The organism is Sphingomonas sp. IC4-52 (genome assembly GCF_020707225.1).
Classification (GTDB): Bacteria; Pseudomonadota; Alphaproteobacteria; order Sphingomonadales; family Sphingomonadaceae; genus Sphingomonas.
Window position 1 is genome coordinate 308,269 of the sequence record NZ_JAJFEU010000003.1, and the last position, 25,163, is coordinate 333,431.

A 25,163-nucleotide genomic window follows, 5' to 3' on the forward strand; every position below is an offset into this window, starting at 1 on the left:
CGCTCCACTCGGCCCGCCTCTTGCCGGTCTGGCTTTCTTTTTGACAAATCGTGAAAAAAGAAGGGTGCGGGGTCGCGCTGCGACGCGAGTGGGGGAAGTCGTGCGTTCTGTTTTTCTTTTGGCTTTCGTGGCGACACTCGCCGCCTGCGGTCGATCCGACCCGCCAGCCCGCTCCGATTCGCGCACGCCCGTCAGCCGCGTGGAAGGGCCATCGCCTCGCGAAACAGCGCAATGCCACCGCGATCTGCGCGAACTCGGGGTCGCATTCGAGCCGCTGCCCGATCGCAGCTTCGGGCCCGGCTGCGGCATCGTCGGTACAGTCAAGCTGCTGGATATCGGCGTGCCAACTACGAACTTGGGCGCGGTGCGCTGTGGTCAAGCGCTTACCTATGCGCAATGGGCGCGCAACGCCGTGGCACCCGCCGCCTACCAGATTCTGGGCAGCGAGCTTGCGAAGGTAGAAAGTATGGGCAGCTACAACTGCCGCAACGTCGCCGGTACTGCTCGCCGTTCCGGCCACTCTGTTGCGAATGCCATCGACGTCGGCGGCTTTCTGCTGAAGGATGGCCGCCGCATCAGCGTGCTCAACGACTGGAACTCCCCGGATCCGGATGTGCGCCGCTTCATGCAGGTCATCCATGCTTCCGCATGCAAACGGTTCGGCACAGTGCTCGGCCCGAACTACAACAGCGCGCACCGCAACCACTTCCATCTCGAGGCGGATCGCGCGCGCTTTTGTCGCTGATCCACCCCGCGCAAACGTCGGCGCCCCTCAATTAAAAAGCGGATCGATCCGGCCTGAAAACTCATCTAAGGCCCTTCGAAATGACAGAAACCCGCGTACCGAGCCGCACCTTTCCACGTGCGCGCCAGGATGCCGAGTCGGCCAAGACCGGCATCTCCACACCGCAAACCGAAAATCCGGCTTACCGCCTCGCCTTTCAGGATATGGACTTCCTGCTCCGCGAGGACCTTCGCCCGGTGCGGTTCCAGCTTGAACTGCTGAAGCCTGAGCTGCTCCTCGAGGAGGCGCATATTGGCTCCACCTTCGTTGTTTACGGCTCGGCCCGCATTCCTGAGCCTGCCAAGGCGCAGGCGATGCTGGAAATGGCCGATCCGGCGCACCGCCACATTGCCGAGCGACTGGTCGCCAAGTCGAAATATTATGAGATGGCGCGCGAACTCGCCCGCCTCGCCAGCAACTTCCCCCGCGACGAGCAGGGCATGCGCCACTTCGTGGTGTGCTCCGGCGGCGGGCCGTCGATCATGGAAGCCGCCAATCGCGGTGCGACGGACGTCCATGCCGAATCGATCGGGCTGAACATCGTTCTGCCGCACGAACAGGCACCCAATCCGTATGTGACGCCGTCGCTCTCGATGCAGTTCCACTATTTCGCGCTGCGCAAGATGCACTTCCTGCTGCGCGCTCGGGCGCTAGCGGCCTTCCCGGGCGGCTTCGGCACGTTCGACGAATTGTTCGAGCTGCTGACGCTGATCCAGACCGGCAAGGTGAAGCCGATTCCAGTGCTGCTGTTCGGCCGGGAGTTCTGGGAAAAGGTGGTGAACTTTGACGCGCTGGTCGAGGAAGGCGTGATTGCCGAGCGCGATCTCGACATCTTCACCTATGTCGAAAGTGCCGCCGAAGGCTGGGCCGTCGTGCAGCGCTTCTATCAGGAGCGCGCGCAACAGGATCCGACACCACCGGCCTGATTCGGCCAGCGGATGAGCGCCGGGTTGGGCCCGGCGCTAGCCTGCTCGCCCAAGCAACAGGTCGCGCGCCGCGTTGAGGGCGCGCGCTTCTTCGGCGGAGCCGCCGCGATCTGGGTGAGCCTCGGCCATAAGGCGGCGATGAGCGGCCCGGATCGTGGCCGTGTCGGCCGCGCGGTCCACACCCAGCAGTCGCCGCGCGGCCGCCGCGTCGCTCGGCTCCCGCGGGACGACGCGCTTCTTTGCTTTGGTCCCGCCAAAGCCGTCCTTCCACAATCGCCAGCCGGCATAGGCCACCAGCAGTGCGATCAGCAGCTTGAGCATCAGGCCACGTGCGGCAAAGCCGGCTCGGGCAGCGAAAGCCCGGCCATCATTTCGCGCAGCTCCTGCCGCGCCGCGACATGGCCGAGGCCCATCGCACCAAACTCCTTGGCGTCCAGCATCGTCAGACCGGAGGGGAATAGCTCGCGGTAGATCACGCGCTCACCGAGTCCCGGGATCACCCGGAACCCGACACGTTTGGACAGCTGATCGAGCGCGTCGGAGACGCGCCGCATGTTGCGCGCCTCGATGTGCTGCAATCTGTTGCGCAGCACGACCCAGTCGATGGTTGAACCATCCGCCTTTGCCCGTGCCTTGCGGGCATCCCAGATCAACTCGGAGTAAAAGCTGGGACGCGTCACCTTGAACGTCTCCGGGTGCACCTGACCGATCAGGTCGAAGTCCACGAAGCTGTCGTTCATCGGCGTGACGAGCGTATCGGCGCGGGTGGCGGCCGCGCGTGCATAAGGATCGTCACGACCGGGCGTGTCGATCACCAGGAAATCGGCGCCCTCCAGCATCTCCTGATAGGCTTGCTCGAAATCCTCATGCGCAGTGCGATAGCGCGGGATCGCGAGTTCAGACCCGAGCCGACGTACCGACTCGGTGCGGTTGTCGAGGTAACGACCCATCGTCCGCTGCCGATGATCGAGATCGAGGCAAGCAACGCGGGCGCCACGAACGGCAAGAGCGATGGCGACGTGCACCGCCGTTGTCGACTTGCCCGTTCCGCCCTTCTCATTGGCGAAAACGATCACATGGGTATTGTCGGGACCGGTCGGCAAATTGTCGCATCCTTTGTTGATCGCGTGCATCGATCCCCATAGATGCGCGCCGGTTACGTTTCGAGTGGAGTTTCGCCCGCGTGCAGACCGTCCGTGATTTGAACGACCTGCGTGCAGCGATTGCGTCGTTCCGTGCTGACGGCGCTCGCGTTGCGCTTGTCCCTACGATGGGCGCGCTTCATGCCGGGCATATCGCGCTGGTGGAAGCGGCGAAGCGCCCCGGGACCAAGGTTGTCGCGTCCATCTTCGTCAACCCCAAGCAATTCGGGCCCACCGAGGATCTCGCGCGCTACCCGCGGCGCGAGGCAGCCGATTCGCGCATGTTGGTGGAGGCTGGCTGCGATCTGCTCTGGCTTCCGCCGGTGGAGACCATGTACCCTGAAGGCTTCGCAACCAACATCAGCATCAGCGGCGTAACCGAAGGGCTCGACGGCGCGGCTCGCCCGGGTCATTTCGATGGTGTCGCCACTGTCGTCGCCAAGCTGTTCAACCAGGTTGGGCCGGACACTGCCTATTTCGGAGAAAAGGACTTCCAGCAACTGCAGGTGATCCGTCGGCTCGTCACGGACCTGAACTTCCCAATCGACATCGTGGGCGTGCCGACCCAACGGGATGATGACGGCCTGGCCCTGTCTTCCCGCAATATCTACCTGGATGAGGACGAGCGGGCGAAGGCTGTGGCGCTGCCCCGCGCACTTGGCGTGGCGGCCCGCGCGATCGCTCGTGGAAACCTGCCGGCGGACGTTCTGGCGGAAGCGCAAACCAGCCTAATCTCGGCAGGCTTCACGGTCGATTACGTGACCGTCGTGGATGCGGAAACCCTGACCGAAGAGCCGGCCGCCGATCGGCCCCGCCGTCTTCTTGCCGCTGCCCGCATGGGTCAGACCCGGCTGATCGATAACATAGCAATATCCCTGGATTAACCATTAACCATTTGGTGAGGCGATTCGCCGCACCTTGGCCCTGGGGAACTGAACCAGGGGTAATGGACATGGCGAATTGCCTGAAGAGCGCGCAATTGCTGATCGACCGCCGGCTTCCGGCTGCCATGCGCGGTGACGGCCATGCTTGCTACGATCTCGGCGTTGCTTACTCCACCGGCACGGATGGTGCCGATTACGACCTGATCGAAGCACATAAGTGGTTCAATTTGGCCGCAGTGGCCGGCAACACCGCCGCGCAGGCAGCCCGGGCGGAAATCGCGGACGATATGTCGGCACGCGAGATTGCCGCTGCTCAGCGTGCCGCTCGCGCCATTCTCGCAACGAACCAGCGGCGCGCGGCCTGAGCGGGACCTGACAGGAGCCGCTAGTCGGCTCTAGTAGCGGGCGACTCCAATCGCCCCCGCTCAATTGTCGTGGCTCGCGATGTAACCGTCGTACGAGCCGCAATTCTCAGGATCCTTGCGGCAGCGTTTTTCCCATTCGCGCCGTTCGCGACCCTCGCGCGCCTCCTTCTTGCGCATCTTGCGGCCGTAGTTGCGATCCGCCTCGTCCTGGCTCGTCGTGGTCCAGTCGACCACCTGCCCTGCCGCCTTGAACGGCGCGGTGACGACACTCGCCGCCGTTCGAACGCATCCGCCCGCGGTCAGCGGAAGCAAGGCCGCAGCAGCTATCAAAACCAGTTTACGCATCACTCAACTCCTCGTGCGGCATCGCGCGTCCGCACGCCAATTGCCGGAAAATCAGTGAAGAATCCGTCGATACCAAGGCGCAGGACAGCCGAAATCTCGGCAGCGACGTTCCCGCGGGCCTTCAAATCGTCGCTCGTCCGGTATGCCGGTGGCAGAAACTGGTTCTCCGCGCGGTATGTCCATGGGTGCACGCGTAGGCCGGCGGCATGCGCATCCCGCACGATGGCTGTGGGCGATTCGCCCTGCCAAAGCATCGCCTTATTCGGCCCGATTCCCCAGGCATAGGCCGACACAGCCTTCAGTCCCGTTGGCGTTACCATGTCCGCATAGCGCGCCACGGACCCGTCCGCCGGCCCGCCGTCGCTCTCGATCAACTGGATGAGGCGTACCTCCGTCATCGTCTTCAGTCGCTGAAGATTCCGCACTTCAAAAGACTGGATGAAAACGGGCGCTTTGGCGCTGTCCCATCCGGCTCTCTTGATCGCCGCCACCAACGGCTCGTCAGTGCCAAGCCCCAGCGAGGCAAAATAGGTCGGGTGCTTGGTCTCGGGATAGATCCCCACGCCGTGCTGCTTCGCCAGAGCAATCACCTCATCCAAGGTTGGGATCACCTCTTGCCCATCAAAGGCGCGATTACCTGGGCGGAGCAGCGGCAGGCGTTCTTTTGCGCGCAGGGTCCTAAGCTCAGCCAGCGTGAAATCCTCGGTGAACCAGCCGGTGACCTCACGGCCGTCGATACGCTTGGTGGTACGCCGAGCCCGGAACTCCGGATGATCGGCCACATCCGTCGTTTCGCCAATCTCATTTTCGTGCCGCGCTACCAACACGCCGTCGCGCGTCGGAACCAGATCAGGCTCGATCACATCCGCACCTTGCGCGATCGCCAGTTCATAAGCAGCGATCGTATGCTCGGGCCGCTCTCCGGAAGCGCCGCGATGGGCGATGACGATCGGTGCGGAAAGCGGTTCGGCGGCGTGCATGATCCCTGCTTGCCGCGAAGCGCATCCGCCGGCCAGCGCCATAACAAGAATTATTGCGACGTACTTGGATCGAAGGGGGGAGTGGCGCATACTGCCCCCATGCGCTTCACCATCAACGGCAGCAAGCGCGAGGCCGATCCCGACATTCGCGCCTCGCTCCTCGACGTCCTCCGCGAGGAGTTTGCCCTGACGGGCACCAAGAAGGGCTGCGATCATGGCCAGTGCGGTGCCTGCACGGTGCTGGTCAACGGGCGGCGGATCAATGCGTGTCTCACGCTCGCGGTGATGCACCAGGACGATGACATTGTGACGATCGAGGGGCTCGGCAGCACTGATGCGCTTCACCCGATGCAGGAAGCGTTCGTCCGCCACGACGGCTATCAATGCGGCTATTGCACACCGGGGCAGATCTGCTCTGCGGTCGGTATGCTCGACGAAGTGGCCAAGGGCTGGCCCAGCCATGTCACGGACGATCTTTCCGCGCCCGCACTTGATGACGATGAGATCAGCGAGCGGATGAGCGGCAACATCTGCCGCTGCTCGGCCTATCCTAACATCGTCGATGCGATCCGCGAGGTGCACGCACAGCGGCAAGGCGCGGGAGAGAAGGCATGAAGACCTTCGACTACACCCGTGCCGCCAGCCCCGAAGCGGCGGTGCGTGCCGGCGGCCGCTTCATCGCCGGCGGCACCAATTTGCTCGACCTCATGAAGCTGCAGGTCGAAACGCCGGAAAAGCTGGTCGACATCAGCCGGCTCGATCTGAACACTATCCAGGAACAGGATGGCGGGCTGCTGATCGGCGCGCTCGTCCCCAATAGCGATCTCGCGGCCGACCCACGCGTCATCGCGCGGTACCCCGCACTCAGCCGCGCGCTGCTTGCCGGCGCCTCGGGGCAGTTGCGCAACAAGGCGACCACCGGCGGCAACCTCCTTCAGCGCACGCGCTGCTATTTCTTCTACGACACCCATGCCGCCTGCAATAAGCGCAAACCCGGCAGCGGCTGCGACGCGATCGGCGGGTTCAACCGCATCCACGCGATCCTCGGCACCAGCGACCAGTGCATCGCCACCCACCCGGGCGACATGCCCGTCGCGATGCGCGCGCTGGACGCAACAATCGTCACGCTGAAACCGGATGGCGATCGCCGCCGCATCCCGCTCGGCGACTTCTACTGCCTGCCCGGCGATACGCCGCATGTCGAAACGGTGCTGGAACCGGGCGAGCTCATCACCCATGTCGCACTCCCTGCCCCGCCCCCCGGCGCGCGGCAGCTGTACCGCAAGGTGCGTGACCGCGCCTCCTACGCCTTCGCGCTAGTCTCGATTGCGGCTGTGGTTGGCGTGGAAAACGGCACCATCACCCACGCGGCGCTCGCCTTCGGTGGTCTCGCCCACCAGCCATGGCGCGATCCCGCGGTGGAGGCTGCGCTGGTCGGTAAGCTCGCAGGACAGGCAACCTTCGACGCTGCCGCCGATGCGCTGCTCAAGGGCGCACGCGGCTTCGGCCACAATGATTTCAAGATCCCGCTCACCCGGCGCGTGCTCGTCACCGCGCTGCGTGACCTTACCGGGGAGTCGGCATGAACGATCTCGCGATGGACGCACCATACCGTCCCGCCGCTCTCAACCGCGCCCAGCAGGGCCTGCTCGGCAAGCCGCTCGACCGTTACGAGGCACGCGAAAAGGTCAGCGGCGCTGCGCCCTACGCCTTCGAACAGGCGCCGGAGAACACCGCCTATCTCGCCGTGGTGCAATCGAGCATCGGCCGCGGCCGCGTGACCGGCGTGGATTCGACCGCCGCAGAAGCTGCGCCCGGCGTGCTCGCCGTCATCCACGGCGATCCGCGCATGCCGAGCGGCGAGGGCAACTCGCGCGCCATGTCGGCGATCGGCAAGGACGAGGTGTTCCACTACGGCCAGGGCGTCGCCATCGTCGTTGCGGAAACGCAGGAGGCGGCCCGCGCCGCCGCGCGCCTCGTCACGGTGAACTATGAGGAAACCGCCGGCCGGTTCAACGCCGCCGATGTGGAGATCCAGCAGGACCACAAGCTCGGCTTCCTCCCTCCCGTGAACCGCGGTGATCTCGACTCGGCGCTCGCCGCCGCAGAGGTCGTGATCGATCGCACCTACACGACGCCGATCCACTTCCCGGCTGCGCTTGAGCCGCATGCGACGCTGGCCTGGTGGGAAGGCGACAAGCTTACCGTCCGCTCCAGCAACCAGGTGATCGGCGCGGCTAAGGACACCATCGCCACGGCGCTCGGCATCGACAAGGATCGCGTGCGCGTGCTCGCCCCCTATGTCGGCGGCGGGTTCGGCGGGAAAACGGGCGTAGGGCCGGAAGTGATCTTCGCCGCCATCGCGGCCGAGAAGGTGGGGCGCCCTGTGAAGGTTGCGCTCAGCCGCCGCCAGACCGCCTATATGGTCCACCATCGCTCGCCCACCACGCAGCGGCTGCGCATTGGTGCCGATCGCGAAGGCCGGATCAGCGCGATCGGCCATGAAAGTGTCGCTTATCAGAATGACGACAGCGCCTTCCTGGAACCGGTGCCGTTCGGCACGCTGCCGCTCTACGCCGGCGAGGCGCGCCGCTTCCGCACCGATCTCGCGCGTATCGACTTGCCTGCAACCGGCGCGGTGCGCGCGCCGGGGGAAGCGATCGGCACGTTCGCGGTCGAGTGCGCGATGGACGAACTGGCGGAGGAGCTTGGCCTCGATCCGATCGAGCTACGCCGCCGCAACGAGCCCGCCCGCGATCCCACCACCGGCAAGCGCTTCTCCACCCGCCGCCTGCTCGATTGCTACGAGGAAGGCGCGCGCCGCTTCGGCTGGGATCGGCGCGATGCCACGCCCGGCAGCCGGCGCGAGGGCGAATGGCTGATCGGCATGGGCATGGCCGCGGCACTTCGCGGCAATTTCACCGTCAACGCCGAGGCCGAAGTGATCCTGGGTGATGACGGCCGCGCCACCGTGCGCACCGACATGACCGACATCGGCACCGGCACCTATACGATCCTCGCGCAAACGGTCGGCGACATGCTTGGCCTGCCAATCGAGGCGATCCAGGTGGAGATCGGCGACAGCGACCTGCCGCCCAGCGCCGGATCGGGTGGCTCGTTCGGTGCAGGCAGCGCCTGCGCCGCCGCCGCGCTCGCCTGCGAGAACATCTTGGCCGAACTCGGCCGCCGCATGAACGCCGCGCCCGATGATATGCAATTGAAGGACGGCGTCGTCACCGCAGGAGGCCGCGCCAGCCCGCTTGCCGATCTCGTGCGTGGCTCGCCGATCGCCGCCAAGGGCAAGACGTCGCCCGGCAAGGAATCGCAAGCGACCAGCCAGGCGAGCCACGGCGCGCAATTCGCCGAAGTGGCGGTGAATGCCGTCACCGGCGAAGTGCGCGTTCGCCGAATGCTCGGCGTGTTCGACATCGGCCGCGTGCTCAACGAAAAGACTGCGAAGAACCAGATCGTCGGCGGGATGGTCTGGGGCCTTGCCTATGCGCTGACCGAGGATGGCGTGGTCGACACCCGCAACGGCCGCTTCGTGAACCCCGATTTCGGCGAATATCACGTCGCCGTGAATGCCGACGTGCCGCAGATCGAGGCCTATTTCATCGAGGAGATCGACGATTCCGCCAATCCCGTTGGCGCGAAGGGCGTGGGCGAGCTCGGCATCGCCGGCTCGGGCGCGGCAATCGTCAACGCGATCCACAATGCGACCGGCGTGCGCATCTACGACATGCCGGTGACACTCGACAAACTTCTCCCCCATCTCCCACCGGTGTGATCCATGGCCGATAACGACAGCGTCCTCTCCGCGGCTCAATCGTGGAAGGGCGCCCGCATGGCGCTCGCCACGGTGGTCTCCACTTGGGGTTCCGCCCCCCGCCCGCGCGGCAGTCACATGCTGGTGCACGAAGACGGCCGCTTCGAAGGTTCGGTGTCCGGCGGCTGCGTGGAGGGCGACATCCTCGACACCGCCGCGCGCGTGATCGCCGGCAGCCCGTTCGCGGTGAAGAAATATGGCGTCGCCGATGCCAGCGCGTGGGAGGTCGGCCTGCCGTGCGGCGGCGAGATCAGCGTCATGGTGCAGCCGGTCTCGGCGGAGGGGTTCGACCCCGAACTGTTCGACCGCATCGTCGAAGCGCGCGCGGAAGGCCAGTCACTGACGATCGCGACAGACCTCTCGACCGGCCACAGCGACCTGCGCCCCGTCGAGACCGGCGAGATCTTCGCCAACCGCTACGATCCGCCGCGCCGTTTGATCGTGGTGGGGGCGGTGCAGATCGCCCAGTCGCTCGTCGGCCTCGCCCGCACGCTCGGAATCGAGACGGTGGTGGTCGACCCGCGCGGCCGCTTCCTCACCGAGGAACGCTTCCCCGATACGACGCTCGACGATCGCTGGCCCGACGAAGCGGTGGAGGCGTATAAACCCGGCTCGTCGACAGCAGTGGTAACGCTCAGCCACGACACCAAGATCGACGATCCCGCGCTCGTCGCCGCGCTTGCTGCCAACACCGGCTATGTCGGCGCGCTCGGGAGCCGGAAGAGCCACGCGGCGCGGCTTCAGCGGCTGACGGAGGCGGGCGTCTCGCCTGAGGATCTGGCGCGGATCGACGGCCCGGTCGGGCTCGACATCGGCGCGATCGGTCCGGCCGAAATCGCCCTCTCCATTGCCGGCGCGATGGTGAAGGCCTTGCATGATCGCGGCTGAAGAAACCGCGCTCCTCCTCCTCGCCGCGGGCCGGTCGCGGCGCTTCCAAGGAGAAACTAGCAAGCTGGACGCGCCATTTGGCGATCTGCCGCTCGGCCTTCACGTCGCGAGGGCACTTGATCCAGTGCCATTCCGCGCCCGACTGGCAGTCGTGCGAACTGCCGCGCTCGATTATTTCCCGCTAGGCTTTGAGATTATCGAGAACCGCGATCCGGTCGGCGATATGGCATCGTCGATCCGGCTAGGCGTGCAGCGGGCAAGGGAACACGCCGCCTCAGCCGTGCTGATCGCGCTTGCCGACATGCCGCGCATTACCGCCGCCCATGTGCGCCGGCTGCTCGAAGCGGCGGAAGGAAGCGTGGCGATCGTGGCCTCCACGGACGGCGAGACTCCGCCCCGCCCGCCGGCTGTGTTCGGGCGGGAAATGTTTGATCAATTGCTGTCATTGCGCGGCGATCAAGGAGCCCGCGACCTGATCCGCGCCGGGCGCCATGTCACCACGGCACCATCCGACTTGATCGACGTCGATACGCACGCGGACCTCGCCGCCTTCCAACGACGGTTCTACAACAATGGTGCAGAAGAAAACCGCTAACGGCCGTTCTGGTGGCAGCCTGGCGCCGCGCAGCAAGCTGCCATCGATCAGCCTTCTCGGCAGGCACAGAGCGGACATTCTTCAGCCCGGGATAGAGCCGACCGCCACCACACGTAACCGCCTAGAACGGTCGTATGGCCCACCGCAACGGCCGCGACCGACCTTCTAGACTTGGCCACCGATGCGCTTGGCGTTCAGAGGATCCTCAACGCCGCAGCGCGCTATTCAAGCGTATCAAATGCGGCTGCCGCTACCGCAATTTGTCGCGCGCATAGCCGCCTAATTCACCTGTCGGAACGCTTTACAGGTCAGGCGATCAGCTGAGTGGCGTTAACCGTCGCCTGTCAGCAAATTCGCGGCTTGCAGTCACTTGGCACAGGGACTGCATTGTGTCTCGCATCGCGCATGATTGCGCTTCAGTCGGGCGGGTGCGTCGCTACTTCGATCTCGCGAGGCCCCGCCCGCACCCGACTTCGTTCTGCCTCAGGCGACCTTTGCCGTATCCTTCAGCAACTCGGCCAGTTCGCCGCTCTCGTACATTTCCATCATGATGTCCGAACCGCCGACGAATTCACCGTTCACGTACAGCTGCGGGATAGTCGGCCAGTCCGAATAGGCCTTGATCCCCTGGCGGATGCCCTGATCCTGCAACACATCCACGCTCTCGAACTCGGCGTTCAAATGCTGGAGGATCGCCACCGCACGGCTGGAAAAGCCGCACTGGGGGAACAGCGGACTGCCCTTCATGAACAGCACCACTGGATTGTTCTTCACCACCGCGTCGATGCGGGCGTTGGTATCTTCGGTCATTTTCGATCCTCGCGTGGAAGCTGGCTGGCAGTTATTTCGGCACGCCCGTCGTCAACTGCAAGGCGTGCAGCACTCCGCCCATTCGGCCGCCAAGCGCCGCATATACTGCCTGATGTTGCTTTACGCGTGACATGCCTGCGAACGAGGCGGCCGTGACCCGTGCCGCATAGTGATCGCCGTCTCCGGCCAAGTCCGTAATCTCCACCTCGGCATCGGGAATGCCTTCGCGGATCAGGGCCGCGATCTCGTCCGCTGCCATCGGCACGTTACTGCGCCTCCATCAACTGACGGCGCGCCTCGACAGTCTGATTGTCCAGCGCCTTGCGGACGTCAGCCTCGCTCATGTCCACGCCCGCTGCGGTCAGATCGCCAACCAGTTTGCGCACGACATCGGCGTCGCCCGCTTCTTCCAAATCGGCATGGACCACCGTCTTGGCGTAAGCGTCTGCCTCTTCCGGCGTCAGCTTCATCAACTCGGCCGCCCACTGACCCAGCAGGCGGTTGCGCCGCGCGATAATACGGAACGCCATTTCCTCGTCCCGGGCGAACTTGGTTTCAAACGCGCGCTCGCGATCGTCAAAGGTCGTCATGGCTGCTGCACTGCTCCTGTTTGGTGACGGGATAGGCAGCGCAGCGGCCTGACGCAATATCGTGAGCCTGCTTAGCCAGCGCCTGCCCCTGCAAGCGCGGCTAGCAGCAGCAACGCCACGATGTTGGTGATCTTGATCATCGGGTTCACCGCCGGGCCGGCGGTGTCCTTGTAAGGATCACCGACAGTATCACCGGTCACTGCGGCCTTGTGAGCCTCCGATCCCTTGCCGCCGTGGTTGCCGTCTTCAATGTATTTTTTCGCATTGTCCCAGGCGCCACCGCCGCTTGTCATGGAAAGCGCGACGAACAGGCCCGAGACGATCACGCCCAGCAGCATCGCGCCGAGCGCCGCGAAACCGGAGGCCTGCCCGTCTACTGCGGTGACAATGAAGTACAGCAGGATCGGGGAGAGCACGGGCAGCAATGATGGCACGATCATTTCCTTGATCGCCGCGCGGGTAACCAGATCTACCGTGCGCCCGTAATTGGGGCGGCTGGTTCCCTCCATGATGCCGGGATTGTTGCGGAACTGATCACGCACCTCCTCCACGACACTGCCTGCGGCACGCCCCACCGCAGTCATACCGAACGCACCGAACAGGTAGGGCAGCAGCGCGCCGAGCAGCAAGCCGACGATCACATATGGATTGCTCAGGCTGAAATCGACCTGAATGTCGGGGAAATACGTCTGCAAGTCAGTAGTATAGGCACCGAATAGAACGAGCGCAGCCAGCCCGGCCGAACCGATCGCATATCCCTTCGTCACGGCCTTGGTGGTGTTGCCGACCGCGTCCAGTGCATCCGTCTTGTGCCTGACTTCGTCCTCCAGCCCCGCCATCTCCGCAATGCCACCGGCATTGTCGGTGACCGGGCCATAAGCGTCCAGTGCCACCACCATGCCAGCGAGCGCCAGCATCGACGTCGCGGCGAAGGCGATGCCGATGATGCCGGCAAGTTTGTAGGCGGCTACCACGGCCACGACGATCACCACCGTCGGCAACGCAGTGGCTTCAAGGCTGATCGCCAAACCCTGGATCACATTGGTGCCGTGCCCGGTTTCGCTGGCGCGGGCGATCGACTTCACCGGGCGATAGTTGGTGCCCGTGTAATATTCGGTGATCCACACGATCAGCCCGGTCACCGCCAACCCGATCAACATGCACCAGAACAGGTCCATGCCCGTGAAAGCATCGGCTGCTGGTGCTCCGGTTACGCCTGTCGCGGCCAGATCACCCAAGCCGCTGGTCACCGCATCCGAGGGCGCGTCGAGAAATCCGGCCGCCCCGATCGGCGCATTCAGGTCGCCGAGCGTCATCTGGGTTGCCACATAGATCGCCGGGATCGCGAGAAGCGCGGAGGTCCAGAACCCCTTGTAGAGCGCGCCCATGATGGACCCCTTGGACCCCAGCCGCACCATGTAGGTTCCAATGATGGACGTGACGATGCACACGCCGCCGACGATCAGGGGCAGGCTCATCAGGTTCATCAGCTCCGCGCCCGGCGCCCGGATCAGCAGCGCGATCGAAATCATCGTGACGCCCAGTGTCACGACATAGGTTTCGAACAGATCGGCGGCCATGCCGGCGCAATCACCGACATTGTCGCCCACGTTATCCGCGATGACGGCTGGGTTGCGAGGGTCGTCCTCGGGGATCCCTGCCTCGACCTTGCCGACTAGATCCGCGCCGACGTCCGCGGCCTTGGTAAAGATGCCGCCGCCCAGTCGCGCGAAGATCGAGATCAGCGATGCGCCAAACGCCAATGCCGTCAGCGCCTCGACGATCTCGCGTGCATTGGGGGCGTAGCCTGCCGGGCCGGTCAGGTACCAGAAGAAGCCCGCGATCGCGAGCAACCCTAGCCCCGCCACCAACATGCCCGTCACCGCGCCGGAACGGAACGCCATCGTCAAGCCACCCTGCAAGGTGCCGCGCGCTGCCTCCGCCGTGCGCACATTGGCGCGTACGGAGATGTTCATGCCGACGAACCCGGCCACGCCGGAAAGGATTGCGCCGATCAGGAAACCAATCGTCGACAAGGTACCCAGCGTTGCCGCCAGAATGATCGCGACGATCACACCGACGATCGCGATGGTCGTATATTGCCGACCCAGATAGGCTTTCGCCCCCTCCTGGATAGCGGATGCAATATCCTGCATCCGTTCGTTACCGGGTGACGCTCGAAGAACTTGCTGGCTTGTGACGATGCCATAGACCACGGCCAGCAGGCCGCAGAGGATGGCGATATAGACCGTGGTCATCGCGTTCCTTCCCCTAACGTGGCCGGTCGGCCCCGCCTTCGGGCGGTAACCGCCGGTCTCCTATGATTATCGTTCTGGAACGGGAGCCTACGCACACCGAAAGAAAGCGCAAGTATAGCTCGCCCCGGCGATCCTGCACGAATGCCGGAACAACCGGCGCTCGGGCTACGAAGTGGCGAAACAGTGCCTCGTCAATTACCCGCAATGGCAGATCTATTGGCTACGCCCGATGTTCGAAGCCAAGACGCCGCGGGAGAGGAACGGGAGCGCCATGGAGGGTCAGGCTGAGCCCCGTGCCGGGTGCGAAAGTGCCGATGCAGGTTGCATGGCCGGTTGGCCGCTGGTCCTGCGGCAAGGCGCACAAAAGCTGGTAATCGTCGCCAGCCGTGACCGCCGGAAGGGGATCGTCGCCGACAAAATTGCGGTACGCCGCGGAAAGCGGCACTGCATCAAGCGCGATGGTCACCGCGAGGCCACTCGCAACCGCCATTCGCCAAGCGTCGATCAGCAACCCATCGGACACATCCATCATCGCATGCGCCAGCGGTGCAAGCACGCGCCCTTCCGCAAGCCGCGGACGCGGGCGGCGATAGGCGGCGAGCAGCGCTTCCGGCCCTTTCCCGGATCGAGCAACTGACAAGCCCGCCCCGGCATCGCCGATCGTGCCCGTGACCCAAAGGCCGTCTCCAGCCTGCGCACCAGCGCGCGCCGGCGCTACTGCGTCACGCCCAAACGCGGTGACGGTCAGCACGCGGGGCGCACCTTGCGGCAGAGACACGGTATCCCCGCCAATCAAAGGGCAGTTGAAAACGCTTAGGCAGGCATTCAATCCAGCAAGAAACGCCCGGTCCCATCCGCCCTTCGACAAGGGATAGTTGAGCAGCACCCCCTCCGGCACCGCTCCCTTTCCGGCCAGATCGGACAGGCTAACCGCGACAAGCTTCCATGCGACGTCTCCCGCGGGATCGTCGGGCAGGAAGTGGACCCCCTCTACCAGCGTATCGGTTGTAACTACGAAAGCACCCAGCCGGGCCGCATCATCCCCAAGGCCGAGCGCGCCTTTGTGCAGCGGAAGGCGGCGCAGAGCCGCAATGAACTCGGCCTCGGTCAACCCGCTACCTCCATCGTCTCGGCGTGATACCCTGGGCAGCTTGTGTCGGCCACGGCAGCTAGCCGAAAACCGCTGCGCCTGCCCGGGAAAATCAGGCCTCCAAGGCCTCGTCGCTGACGAACATGTTCCACTGACGCTCATGCGCGAACGTGGAAGGTTTGCCATGGCCAGGGATGAACGCGGTGTCGCTGCCCAGCGGCCACAGCTTGGTCACGATCGAGTTGATCAGCATCTTGTGATTGCCCTGCGGAAGGTCGGTCCGGCCGACCGAACCCTGGAACAGCACGTCGCCCACCTGCGCAAACTTGGAAGGCGCATGGTGGAAGATCACGTGCCCTGCCGTGTGGCCCGGGGTGTGATATACGTCCAGCGTCAGCTCGCCGACAGTCACCGTGTCGCCGTCGACCAGCCAGCGGTTCGGCTCGAACGGCACGCCGCGGATCCCCCAGTTGCGGCCATCCTCGCCCAGCCGCGCCAGCCAGAAACGATCGTCCTCATGCGGGCCTTCGATCTCCACCCCCAGCTCCTCGGCAAGCGGCTTTGCTTCGCCGGCATGGTCGATATGACCGTGGGTCAGCAGAATCTTTTCAATGGCAATGCCGGCCTGAGCGACGGCCGCCTTGATCCGCGGAAGATCACCGCCTGGATCAATCACTGCACCCTTCTTGGTCTTGGTGCACCAGATGATGGTGCAATTCTGCTCAATCGGGGTGACCGGCACGATCATCGCGCGCAGGGCGGGTTCGGTCGCAGGATCGGTCACTGACATGTTCCTTCGTTCGCACCGGGCGCAAGCGATAGCAGGGCGCCATCAGTCGCGCGGCTTATCGGCCACACGTTAACTGCTAGCGCGCCATTCGCCCGCGCCGCAAGGCAGATGCTCGGGGTTGCCCGCGAGCGAAGGGAAAGGCATGGCCGTACCTATGCCGCTCGCCGCGCCTTTTGTGCTGCTTGACGATGCTCGTGCCGGCAGCGCGCCCGCACGGCTGTATAGCGATCCGGTCGCAATCATTGAGGCAGCGACCCTGCCCGAAGTTCAACCCGCTCTGGCGAAGATTCGGCGCGGGATTGCAGCCGGTCACCATGCCGCAGGGTTCCTGTCTTACGAAGCAGGACCTGCCTTTGAATCACTGGCCGGCGTGCACGAAAATTGCCCGACGCCGCTGCTCTGGTTCGGTCTGTTCGAGCGCTACCAGCAGATACCCTCCGTTCCCCCGCTGCTTCCCCCCGCCACCGGCGTATGGATCGGCGAACCCCAGCCGCAGGTATCGCGGGAACGATATGATGCCATGCTGCAGGAGGTGCTTGGTCTCATTGCCGCCGGCGACATCTATCAGGCAAACCTCACCTTTCGCGCCACGGTCCGCTTCGCCGGCGATCCGCTGGCGCTCTATGCGGCGGTACGGGAGCGGGCCCAGGCGGGATGGGGCGCAATCGTCAACACCGGGTCTGACACTTTGCTGTCCTTCTCGCCCGAATTGTTCTTCAATCTTGAGGGCCGCGCCCTTCGCTGCCGGCCGATGAAAGGCACCGTGCGTCGCGACGGCGATGCAAATCGCGACGTCGAGCTCGCCCGCAGCCTTGCCTCGGACGATAAACAGCGCGCCGAGAACCTCATGATCGTTGATCTCATGCGCAATGATCTGTCGAAGGTCGCTGTTCCCGGCAGCGTCTGTGTGCCTGAGCTGTTTTCCGTGGAACCATATCCAACCGTTCACCAAATGACATCGACGGTGACGGCAGAGTTGTCGCCTGGCGCTGACGCGATCAATGTACTGTCGGCGTTGTTCCCCTGCGGCTCGATCACCGGTGCGCCAAAGATCCGAGCCATGCAGGTGATCGCCCAGATCGAGGACGCGCCGAGAGGCGCCTATACGGGGACGATTGGCGCGATCGGGCCGGATGGCGACGCACAATTTAATGTCGCAATTCGAACGCTTCATGTCGCGGGTAAAAGCGGCCAGGCCGTCGTGGGACTGGGCGGCGGCATCGTCGCGGATAGTCTGCCGGAAGCCGAGTGGGACGAAGCCCTCGCAAAAGGAGCATTTCTAACCCACGGCCAGCGGGATCCGGACCTGATCGAAACCATGCGCTTCGATCCGCAAGCGGGCATTCTGCTGGTTGAGCGTCATCTCGCCCGAATGAAGGCGAGCGCCGCGGCCTTCGGGTTCAGCTTCGATCGTCATGACGCCCGCAATGAACTGCAAGCAGCGACCTTCCGGCTGCGCAAGCCGGCTCGCGTCCGCCTGCTTGCCAGCCGTATGGGCCGGATCTCCATCGAAATCGCCCCGGTGCCTCCCGCACTTCCACAGCCCCTTCGCGTCGCCTTGGCACCGCTGCCTGTTGCGCCGTCCGACTTCCGGCTGCGGCACAAGACAAGCGATCGCGCCTTCTACGATAATGCGCGGCACGCCAGTGGCGCTGACGAAATTGTGTTCGTGGATCCCGACGGCATGATTACCGAAGGCAGCTTCACCAACGTCTTCGTGGAAAGGGATGGCCGCTTGATCACACCGCCACTTGCCCGTGGCCTACTCCCCGGCGTCCTCAGGGAAGACTTGCTTGAGAGCGGGCGGGCCGTGGAGCAGGATCTGTCACCGGCGGACCTGACCGGGGGACTGTTGTTGGGAAATGCTCTGCGAGGCCTCATTCCAGCCTTCGTTGCAGTTGCGAAAGCGGGAAACCCGTCGCTATAGCCGCGGCGCCGAAAGGAACCGCTCGATGAAGACTTCTGCCGCGCTCGATCGCATCAGCCCGTCGCCTACGCTGGCGATCACCACCAAGGTGCAGGAGCTGAAGCGCGCCGGGATCGACGTCATTGGACTCGGCGCCGGAGAGCCCGACTTCGATACGCCCGATTTCGTCAAGGAAGCGGCAATCGAGGCGATCCGTCGCGGTCAGACGAAATATACCAACGTCGATGGCACGCCTGAGCTGAAGGACGCGATCGCGGCCAAGTTCAAGCGCGACAATGGCCTTGATTACACGCCGGCGCAGATCAGCGTGAACGTCGGCGGCAAGCACACCCTGTTCAACGCGCTCGTCGCAACCGTTGAGGCTGGCGACGAGGTGATCGTGCCCGCGCCTTACTGGGTCAGCTATCCCGATGTCGTTCAGTTCGCCGGCGGCACCCCGATCGTTGTCGCGGCGGGGCCGGAACATGGCTACAAGCTGACGCCGGCGATGTTGGAGGCTGCGATCACGCCGCGTACCAAGTGGCTGATCCTGAATTCGCCTTCGAACCCGACCGGCGCCGCCTACACCGCCGCCGAGCTGAAGGCGCTGGGTGAGGTGCTGGAACGCCATCCGCACGTCTGGATCTTCGCGGACGATATGTATGAGCATATCGTCTATGATGATTTCCAGTTCGCCACGATCGCGCAGGTTTGCCCATCGCTTTACGAGCGCACGCTGACCGTGAACGGCTGCTCCAAAGCATATGCGATGACCGGTTGGCGTATCGGCTTCGCTGGCGGCGCCCAGTGGCTGATCAAGGCGATGGCCAAGCTGCAGTCGCAATCGACCAGCAACCCCTGCTCGATCGCGCAGGCAGCGGCGACCGCGGCGTTGAACGGCGATCAGTCATTCCTGGCCGAGCGCAACGCGGCGTTCAAGGTACGTCGCGATCTGGTGGTCAGCATGTTGAACGCCGTCGATGGGATCAACTGCCCCACCCCGGAAGGCGCCTTCTACGTTTATCCCGAAGTGTCGGGCCTGATCGGCAAGACGACGCCAAAGGGGCAGACAATCGCCACCGACAGCGATTTCGTCGGCTATCTGCTGGAAGATGCGCGGGTTGCCGCCGTGCAGGGCGTTGCTTTCGGGCTCTCGCCTGCGATGCGCATCAGCTATGCCACCAGCGACGAAATTCTTCGCGAGGCATGCACACGCATCCAGCAGGCGTGTAGCGCGCTCCGCTGACTAACCCTTTGCGAGGGTCAGGCCGCCGGCCCGAGTGGGACGGCGGTCGTCGCTTTACTTACGGCCCGGCCACGAATGGTTTCAGCGCGGAAACGGTTGCTTTCCGCCTTGGTCATTCAACGTCGGCGAACCGGCCCTATATGCCGAACGATCGATGAACAGCCGGCCAAGCCGCGGTTCAGGACGAGGCGGCTAGGTCCGCTCCAACAGCAAAGAGATACAGAGTACGCTTATGACCCGCCTGTTCAAGTCCAGCTTCGTGTGGCAGTTCGCCGGCGGCTTCGTGCTTGGGGCGATCGGCCTGTTCACCCTCACGCCCGCCACTGATCCGGTCACCGGCGTGCCCGTCGAGCAGGTGCGCTGATCACGGCTTGAGCCGGTGACGCACCTCGCCGACGTGCTGGGGACCGACGCGAACGCTCGCCCCTGATTTCAACACGAGCGTCGTGTGTCGACCGATCTGATTCATCGCTTGCACCGCATCCGGCCGCACAAAGGCTGATCGGTGCACTCGCATGAGTTGCGTGGGGTCGAGGGCTGTTTCAAGCGCGCTCATGGTCACCCGGATCATGTAGCTTCGCTCCGCGGTGTGTAGCAGCGCATAATCTTTGGCAGCCTCGATCCACTCGATCGCCTCCACCGCCACCCGCACTTGTCCGCGGCCAGTGGGAATCCAGAACTCCGTCTGATACCCGCTCTCGGGCACGCTGACGGGTGCCGTCTGCGTGTCCCGCGCCGGCACCGGGACCGCGGAGATCCGGCGCAGCACCGAGCGGATCCGCGCCAGCAGTTCGCGCGGCTCGAACGGTTTCATCAGATAGTCGTCCGCGCCCAACTCAAGCCCGACCACGCGGTCGATTACGTCGCGACGCGCCGTCAGCATTACGATACCGAGCGGCAGTCCCGACGCGCGCAGCCGGCGAGCGATGGAGAAACCGTCCTCCTCCGGCATCGTCACGTCCAGCACCACCAGATCCACCGGCTGCTCGGCCAGGATCAGATCGAGCGCACGCCCGCCGCTCGCCTCCGACACCGCAAGCCCCTGGTCGGCGAGGTAAGCGGCGGTAGGTTCTCGCAGATCCTCTTCGTCATCAACCAGGACGATGTGCGGGGTTGCTTCGTTCATGCCAGCTCCATCTGGTTCAGAAAGCGACGCACAGCCTCCGGAACGAACGGCTTCTCCAGCACCGGCCGCTGGGCGTCTGCGATAAAGCGGGCAGCGGATACCCCCAGCGTGTCCCCCGTCGAAAAGGCCATGCGGGTGGCGAGGTCGGGCCGGGTTTCACGCACAAAGGCGTAAAGCGCGGGCCCGTCGACATCCGGCATTCGCAGGTCGCTGACGATAAGGTCGAAGTCGCCGGACGCGAGCCGCGCCTTTGCGGCTCGTCCACCGACCGCGACCTCACAGGTGAAGCCTTCCAGTGACAGGAAGTCGGCCAGTGACTCGGCAATCTCCGCTTCATCGTCGACCACGAGCGCGCGCCGCTGGGTCGCGGGTGGAAGCTGCGACATCTCCGGCTCGACGCGGCCAAGCGTCTGTTGCGGATCAACCGGCAGGGTCAGGCGGAATGTGGCACCGGTTTTCGTGGGCAGCAGGGACAGGCGTCCACCGTGCGCTTCCGCCAGTCCTTGGGAAAACGAAAGCCCAACCCCGGTACCTTCGCCCTGTGTCTTTGTTGTGAAGAACGGCTCGAAAATACGCCGGCGCACTGCTTCGGGTATGCCCGGACCATTATCGGCCACGTCAAGCACGACCGTCATCGGCTCTGGTCCCGGCGACGTGGTGATCGTCACCACGCGCTCTCCCGGTTGGTCCGCGAGCGCGTGCTGCGCGTTGATCAAGAGGTTGATGATGATCTGGTGCAGCTGGTCGGCGTCAGCTGCAATCTGCGGCAGCGCCTCGTCGAATGCGCGCTCTACCCTCACACCCTCGGTCTTGAGGCCGTATTCTGCCAGGTCGAGTGCTGCCATCGCGACTTGGTTCAGGTCAACCGGGCGACGCTCCGGCTCCTTGGCACGGGCCATCGCCAGGAACGTCTGCACGATGCGGGCGCAGCGATCAGCCGCCTTGCGGATCTTGAAGGCTCGCTCGGCCAAATCACTGCCCTTGGCCTGACGCTCCATCATCACCGCCTGGGCAACGACGATCGACAACGGGTTGTTGAGCTCGTGACTGACCCCGGCGAGCAGCGATCCGAGCGCCGAAAGCTTCTCCGTCTGGTAGAGCGCCTCACGGCTGCGGGCGAGCGCCTCTTCCGCTCGCTTGCGCTGCGTCAGGTCGATGGTGAAGCCGCCGGTGCGCGCCGCCCCGCTTCCGCCGGGTACGGGAAAGCTGATGGTAAGAATTGACGCATAGCTGTCGGCAAGCCCGGTTTCGAGTTCCGCGCTCGCCGTTTCCCCGCCACGCGCACGCTGCTCCAGCCGCCCTACTTCCCGCGCCAGCATTGGCGTGAATACGTCTGCCGGAGTCAGCCCGATCAGCTGTTCCGCCGGCAGCCCAGTCGCGCGCGCCAGCTCCGGGTTGACGCGAATATACCGGCCCTCCCCATCCTTCAGGTGCATCGCAACCGGCGCATTCTCCATGAACGCCGACAGCTGCGCCTCGCTTTCATTCAGCTTTTCCTCGGATCGTGCCCTTTCCAGCGTGGCCCAGGTCCGATCGCCGATTTCGCGCAGCAACCGGATTTCGCTCCCGCGCCATTCTCGCGGTTCCGCCTGTTGCAGCGAAAGGACGCCGGCGACCCGGCCGGCCCGCACCAACGGCACGCTGATCAGCGCTCCGATGCCCAGATCCTGGAACAAGGGCCGGTTGTGGTCGTCGAAGCGGTCGTCGAGCTCGACACTGTTTACCACCACCGGCTCACCGGAAAGGTGGCTGTGCATCAGCCGCTCACCCAGCGCCGTCAGAGGGAAATGGGTGCCCAGCAACGCCGGGGCGCCCTGCTGAGTCCATTCTCTGATCACCTGAAGCGCACCGCCGTCAGCATCGCTTTCCGCGTAGTTCGCCCGCGCTACATTCAGATACCGGCCCACACGCTCAAGGGTGATGGACAGAATGGCGGCAGCCCGGCTCTCGTCCCTCACGAGATCGCTCCACCCGATCAGGAAAGCCTGATCCCGTTCGCGCTGCCGCAACTCGGCGAGTGCACGGGCCCGATCGAGCGCAATCCACAACCGTTCCGAAACGTCGCGGATCAGCTGGATCTCCGCGTCACGCCACCGCCGCGGCACTACCGATTGAACCGAAAGCGAGGCACGCATCTGGCCTTCCACCACCAACGGCACGGTGATGAAGGCACGCACTTCGATCTCATCGTAATAGGCCTCGCGACCGGGAAGAACACGGGGATCGCCGACAACATCGTCATAGCGGACAATGCGACCCGCCTCCCATTGCTCGGCAATGGATTGGGAAACCTGAGAAACTGAAAACCGACGCCCGACCACACTGTTGACCCCGGCGCACCAATTGGCCACCACCACGAACTCGCGCTCCACCCCGGTCGCGACGGAATATGTGGTTCGGGTTGCGCCGAGATAGCGGGTCAGCCGCTCCAAGGTCACCGCCATCACCTGATCGGCAGTGGTCAGCTGGCGCAGCTGATCGCTCCATTCGACCAGAAATGCCTGGTTGCGTTCGCGATGCATCAGTGATGCCTCTGCCCGCGCGCGTTCCAGCATCGTCCACAGCCGGTCCGCCACCTCGCGTAGCAACTGCACTTCCCGGTCGGACCAGTCCCGCGGTTGGCGATCCTGAATGGATAACAGCCCCCGTGTCACGCCGCCGCGCACCATCGGTACCGCCGCAAAGGTGACGGCATCCACGTCGCGATAACGCTGCCGCGCGGCTTCGTCGAAGCGCGGATCGGTATCCACGTCCCCCGCGACAACAGGTTCACCGGCGAGATACGCCGCCTCCACAGCGTCGCTGACTGCCGGCCGAGCGACGGCGCTGGTGCTGCCGATGACGTCGCGCCATTCGTGCAGAACGGTAAATCCGCGTTCAGCCACCGGCTCAGCAAAATTCGCGCGCGCGGTACCGAGGTGCATCGCCAGCGCGGCAAGGGTGGTGGAAACGATCACCTCGACCGATGTTTCGGCGCGCAGGCGATCGCTCCAGGCAATAACGAACGCCTGATCCCGCTCCCGTTTCGCCAGTTCGGCCTGGGTCCGCGCGCGTTCCAATGCGTTCCAGGTGCGGTCTCCCATGTCGCGGATCAGGGCAATCTCATGATTACGCCAGCGCCGGGGCGTTCTTGACTGGACCGAGAGTATGGCGGCGACCCTGCCGTGCCGGATCAACGGAATGCTGACGAAGGCGCCGATCTGGCGCGCAGCATAGATCGCGAGGTCGCTTTCGTCCGTACGTGGATCGCTGGCGACATCGTCATAGCGGACGGTCTCACCTGCGAGCCATTCATGCTGCGCCTGCTCCCCGATGGCGGCAAGCGACACGCGCGTGCCGATCAGGCTGGGACAGCCATCACACCAGTCCCAGCATGTCTGGAAGACACGCTCCACCTCGTCCGCTTCGGCATAGGTGACGCGGGTAGCATGGAGGTGACGTCCCAGACGCTCCATTGTCACCGGCATGATGTCTTCGGGCGCACTCAGCGAGCGCAGCGCATCGGACCATTCTACCAGAAACGCCTGATCCCGTTCGCGTGCCTTCAGCGCCTGCTCCGTGCGCGCCCGCTCCAACAGCCCCCACATCCGATCCGCAACTTCGCCAATCAGCGCGATCTCCGCTCGCCGCCAATGACGCTCCCGATCCTGTTCGATCGAGAGGATCGCCTGAAGCACACCTCCCCGCGTCAAAGGTACCCCGATGCGGGCACCCGCCTCGCGCGCAGTTTCGCATTCGAAGTCTTCGGTAGCGAAGCGTTCGTCATGCGCGAGATCCGCGCTGATCAACATCTCGCCGGCCAGATACGCGCGGCGCACAGCCTCGGGAATACTGCTCGCCGAAAAGGATCGCGCGATCGCCGGCTGCTCCCGATTGGTCCAATCGGCTACGACAGCGTAGCGGCTTGCGTCGCTGGCACCCGGCCGGTCGGGATCGATCTCGATCGTCGCACAGCAGGCGCGAGTTGCGCCCAGATGCTCGCCCAGCATCGCAACCGTGATGCTCATGATCGCCGCTGGCTCGTCGGCCGTACGCACGCGATCGTTCCAGCGCAGCAGAAACAATTGGTCGCGCTCTCGGGTGCGCAGTTTTTCTTCCGCACGGGCGCGGGTCAGCGTTGCCCAGGTCCGTTCCGCCAGCGCCTCGACCAGCGCGATCTCGTCACGCATCCAGCGGCGCGGCGCGTCATGCTGCACCGTGAGGACGCCCTGCAGCTGCCCGCCCTTTACCAGCGGCACGGCAAAGCCGGACCGCACTCCGATCGCTGCCATGTAATCGCGGAAACCGACCGTAATCGGGCCGGAGGTCACGGTGAAGTCGTGGCTGACGACGGTTTCGCCCGCGGTGAAGCGAGCGAACAGCGGATCAAATGCGGGCGGGAACAGATGACGCCCCGTGGCATCGGGCAGTCCATCTGCTTGGTCCCGTCGCACGTCGAACAATGGACCATCCGGTCCTGGCTCACTCTCGCTATAGATTACACGGGCCACGTGCAGGTGGCGTCTCAGCATGTCCGAAACAGTCGCCAGTATTGCCGACGGATCGGTTTCATCCCGAATCGCATCGGCAACAGCGCGGAAGAAGATTTCATGCCGCACGCAATCTGCCCTTT

24 protein-coding genes are annotated in these 25,163 nt (G+C 64.5%); 12 read left to right on the forward strand and 12 right to left on the reverse strand.

The annotated features are described in order from the left end of the window. The first annotated feature begins 88 nt into the window (after positions 1-88). Together LK535_RS10410 and LK535_RS10415 are read left to right on the forward strand one after the other, a co-directional pair. Positions 89-745, forward strand: coding sequence for an extensin family protein (locus LK535_RS10410; protein ID WP_227771829.1), 657 nt, complete (start codon positions 89-91; stop codon positions 743-745). An 80-nt stretch (positions 746-825) separates the two neighbouring features. Next, positions 826-1,710: an LOG family protein gene (locus tag LK535_RS10415; protein WP_227771830.1), complete on the forward strand. Its 885-nt coding sequence runs from the start codon at positions 826-828 to the stop codon at positions 1,708-1,710. 36 nt (positions 1,711-1,746) lie between these two features. Here LK535_RS10415 and LK535_RS10420 read toward each other — a convergent pair whose 3' ends face one another. Continuing rightward, positions 1,747-2,031, reverse strand: coding sequence for a DnaJ domain-containing protein (locus LK535_RS10420; RefSeq protein WP_227771831.1), 285 nt, complete (start codon positions 2,029-2,031; stop codon positions 1,747-1,749). After that, positions 2,031-2,813 carry a division plane positioning ATPase MipZ gene (locus tag LK535_RS10425; RefSeq protein WP_227771832.1) on the reverse strand — a complete coding sequence of 261 codons (783 nt, stop codon included), beginning with the start codon at positions 2,811-2,813 and terminating at the stop codon, positions 2,031-2,033. Before LK535_RS10425 ends, LK535_RS10420 begins: the two co-directional genes overlap by 1 nt. 80 nt (positions 2,814-2,893) lie before the next feature. Between LK535_RS10425 and panC the strand changes: the two genes are divergently transcribed. Together panC and LK535_RS10435 are read left to right on the forward strand one after the other, a co-directional pair. Next, on the forward strand, positions 2,894-3,736 hold the full coding sequence (gene panC / locus LK535_RS10430; RefSeq protein WP_227771833.1) for a pantoate--beta-alanine ligase: 843 nt from the start codon (positions 2,894-2,896) through the stop codon (positions 3,734-3,736). Between the two features lie 68 nt (positions 3,737-3,804). Then, positions 3,805-4,101, forward strand: coding sequence for a hypothetical protein (locus LK535_RS10435; RefSeq protein WP_227771930.1), 297 nt, complete (start codon positions 3,805-3,807; stop codon positions 4,099-4,101). Positions 4,102-4,161: 60 nt separating this feature from the next. On the opposite strand, the gene LK535_RS10440 is transcribed toward LK535_RS10435, so the two are convergent. Together LK535_RS10440 and LK535_RS10445 are read right to left on the reverse strand one after the other, a co-directional pair. After that, a complete protein-coding gene (locus tag LK535_RS10440) occupies positions 4,162-4,446 on the reverse strand; it encodes a hypothetical protein (RefSeq protein WP_227771834.1) in 285 nt (94 codons plus the stop codon). Continuing rightward, positions 4,446-5,426 (reverse strand): glycerophosphodiester phosphodiesterase, encoded by a 981-nt coding sequence (locus LK535_RS10445; protein ID WP_227771835.1) that lies wholly within the window; start codon positions 5,424-5,426, stop codon positions 4,446-4,448. The genes LK535_RS10440 and LK535_RS10445 overlap by 1 nt, the downstream gene beginning before the upstream one ends. A 99-nt stretch (positions 5,427-5,525) precedes the next feature. Between LK535_RS10445 and LK535_RS10450 the strand changes: the two genes are divergently transcribed. The 5 genes from LK535_RS10450 to LK535_RS10470 are packed head-to-tail and all read left to right on the forward strand — an operon-like array spanning position 5,526 to position 10,735. After that, the gene (locus LK535_RS10450; RefSeq protein WP_227771931.1) at positions 5,526-6,041 is read left to right on the forward strand and encodes a 2Fe-2S iron-sulfur cluster-binding protein; all 516 of its coding nucleotides are present in this window, start codon (positions 5,526-5,528) and stop codon (positions 6,039-6,041) included. Then, positions 6,038-7,012 carry an FAD binding domain-containing protein gene (locus LK535_RS10455; protein WP_227771836.1) on the forward strand — a complete coding sequence of 325 codons (975 nt, stop codon included), beginning with the start codon at positions 6,038-6,040 and terminating at the stop codon, positions 7,010-7,012. Before LK535_RS10450 ends, LK535_RS10455 begins: the two co-directional genes overlap by 4 nt. After that, the gene (locus LK535_RS10460; protein ID WP_227771837.1) at positions 7,009-9,213 is read left to right on the forward strand and encodes a xanthine dehydrogenase family protein molybdopterin-binding subunit; all 2,205 of its coding nucleotides are present in this window, start codon (positions 7,009-7,011) and stop codon (positions 9,211-9,213) included. Before LK535_RS10455 ends, LK535_RS10460 begins: the two co-directional genes overlap by 4 nt. A gap of 3 nt (positions 9,214-9,216) precedes the next feature. Then, a complete protein-coding gene (locus LK535_RS10465; protein WP_227771838.1) occupies positions 9,217-10,140 on the forward strand; it encodes an XdhC family protein in 924 nt (307 codons plus the stop codon). Then, positions 10,127-10,735, forward strand: a complete 609-nt coding sequence (locus tag LK535_RS10470; protein WP_227771839.1) for an NTP transferase domain-containing protein — start codon at positions 10,127-10,129, stop codon at positions 10,733-10,735. The genes LK535_RS10465 and LK535_RS10470 overlap by 14 nt, the downstream gene beginning before the upstream one ends. Positions 10,736-11,218: 483 nt before the next feature. On the opposite strand, the gene grxD is transcribed toward LK535_RS10470, so the two are convergent. The 6 genes from grxD to LK535_RS10500 all read right to left on the reverse strand — a co-directional run bounded on the left by grxD (position 11,219) and on the right by LK535_RS10500 (position 16,273). Next, positions 11,219-11,545 carry a Grx4 family monothiol glutaredoxin gene (grxD, locus tag LK535_RS10475; RefSeq protein ID WP_227771840.1) on the reverse strand — a complete coding sequence of 109 codons (327 nt, stop codon included), beginning with the start codon at positions 11,543-11,545 and terminating at the stop codon, positions 11,219-11,221. A gap of 31 nt (positions 11,546-11,576) precedes the next feature. Beyond that, entirely contained in the window at positions 11,577-11,810 is a 234-nt protein-coding gene (locus LK535_RS10480) for a BolA family protein (RefSeq protein WP_046409109.1), read from the reverse strand. Position 11,811: 1 nt separating this feature from the next. Further along, positions 11,812-12,135 carry a DUF1476 domain-containing protein gene (locus tag LK535_RS10485; RefSeq protein ID WP_227771841.1) on the reverse strand — a complete coding sequence of 108 codons (324 nt, stop codon included), beginning with the start codon at positions 12,133-12,135 and terminating at the stop codon, positions 11,812-11,814. 71 nt (positions 12,136-12,206) lie between these two features. Beyond that, on the reverse strand, positions 12,207-14,393 hold the full coding sequence (locus LK535_RS10490; protein WP_227771842.1) for a sodium-translocating pyrophosphatase: 2,187 nt from the start codon (positions 14,391-14,393) through the stop codon (positions 12,207-12,209). Positions 14,394-14,613: 220 nt separating this feature from the next. Then, positions 14,614-15,504 (reverse strand): thiamine-phosphate kinase, encoded by an 891-nt coding sequence (gene thiL, locus LK535_RS10495; protein WP_227771843.1) that lies wholly within the window; start codon positions 15,502-15,504, stop codon positions 14,614-14,616. Between the two features lie 91 nt (positions 15,505-15,595). After that, complete coding sequence (locus LK535_RS10500; protein WP_227771844.1) at positions 15,596-16,273, reverse strand: MBL fold metallo-hydrolase; 678 nt, start codon at positions 16,271-16,273, stop codon at positions 15,596-15,598. Positions 16,274-16,415: 142 nt separating this feature from the next. On the opposite strand from LK535_RS10500, the gene pabB reads away from it, so the two are divergent. From pabB to LK535_RS16810, 3 genes are all read left to right on the forward strand, one after another. After that, on the forward strand, positions 16,416-18,200 hold the full coding sequence (gene pabB, locus LK535_RS10505) for an aminodeoxychorismate synthase component I (RefSeq protein ID WP_227771845.1): 1,785 nt from the start codon (positions 16,416-16,418) through the stop codon (positions 18,198-18,200). 25 nt (positions 18,201-18,225) lie between these two features. Beyond that, entirely contained in the window at positions 18,226-19,425 is a 1,200-nt protein-coding gene (locus LK535_RS10510) for a pyridoxal phosphate-dependent aminotransferase (RefSeq protein WP_227771846.1), read from the forward strand. Positions 19,426-19,657: 232 nt separating this feature from the next. Beyond that, positions 19,658-19,789: a hypothetical protein gene (locus LK535_RS16810; RefSeq protein ID WP_265334160.1), complete on the forward strand. Its 132-nt coding sequence runs from the start codon at positions 19,658-19,660 to the stop codon at positions 19,787-19,789. Here LK535_RS16810 and LK535_RS10515 read toward each other — a convergent pair whose 3' ends face one another. Beyond that, complete coding sequence (locus tag LK535_RS10515; protein ID WP_227771847.1) at positions 19,790-20,551, reverse strand: LytR/AlgR family response regulator transcription factor; 762 nt, start codon at positions 20,549-20,551, stop codon at positions 19,790-19,792. It lies immediately after the preceding gene. Further along, the gene (locus LK535_RS10520) at positions 20,548-25,149 is read right to left on the reverse strand and encodes a GAF domain-containing protein (RefSeq protein WP_227771848.1); all 4,602 of its coding nucleotides are present in this window, start codon (positions 25,147-25,149) and stop codon (positions 20,548-20,550) included. The genes LK535_RS10515 and LK535_RS10520 overlap by 4 nt, the downstream gene beginning before the upstream one ends. Between the last annotated feature and the right edge of the window lie 14 nt (positions 25,150-25,163).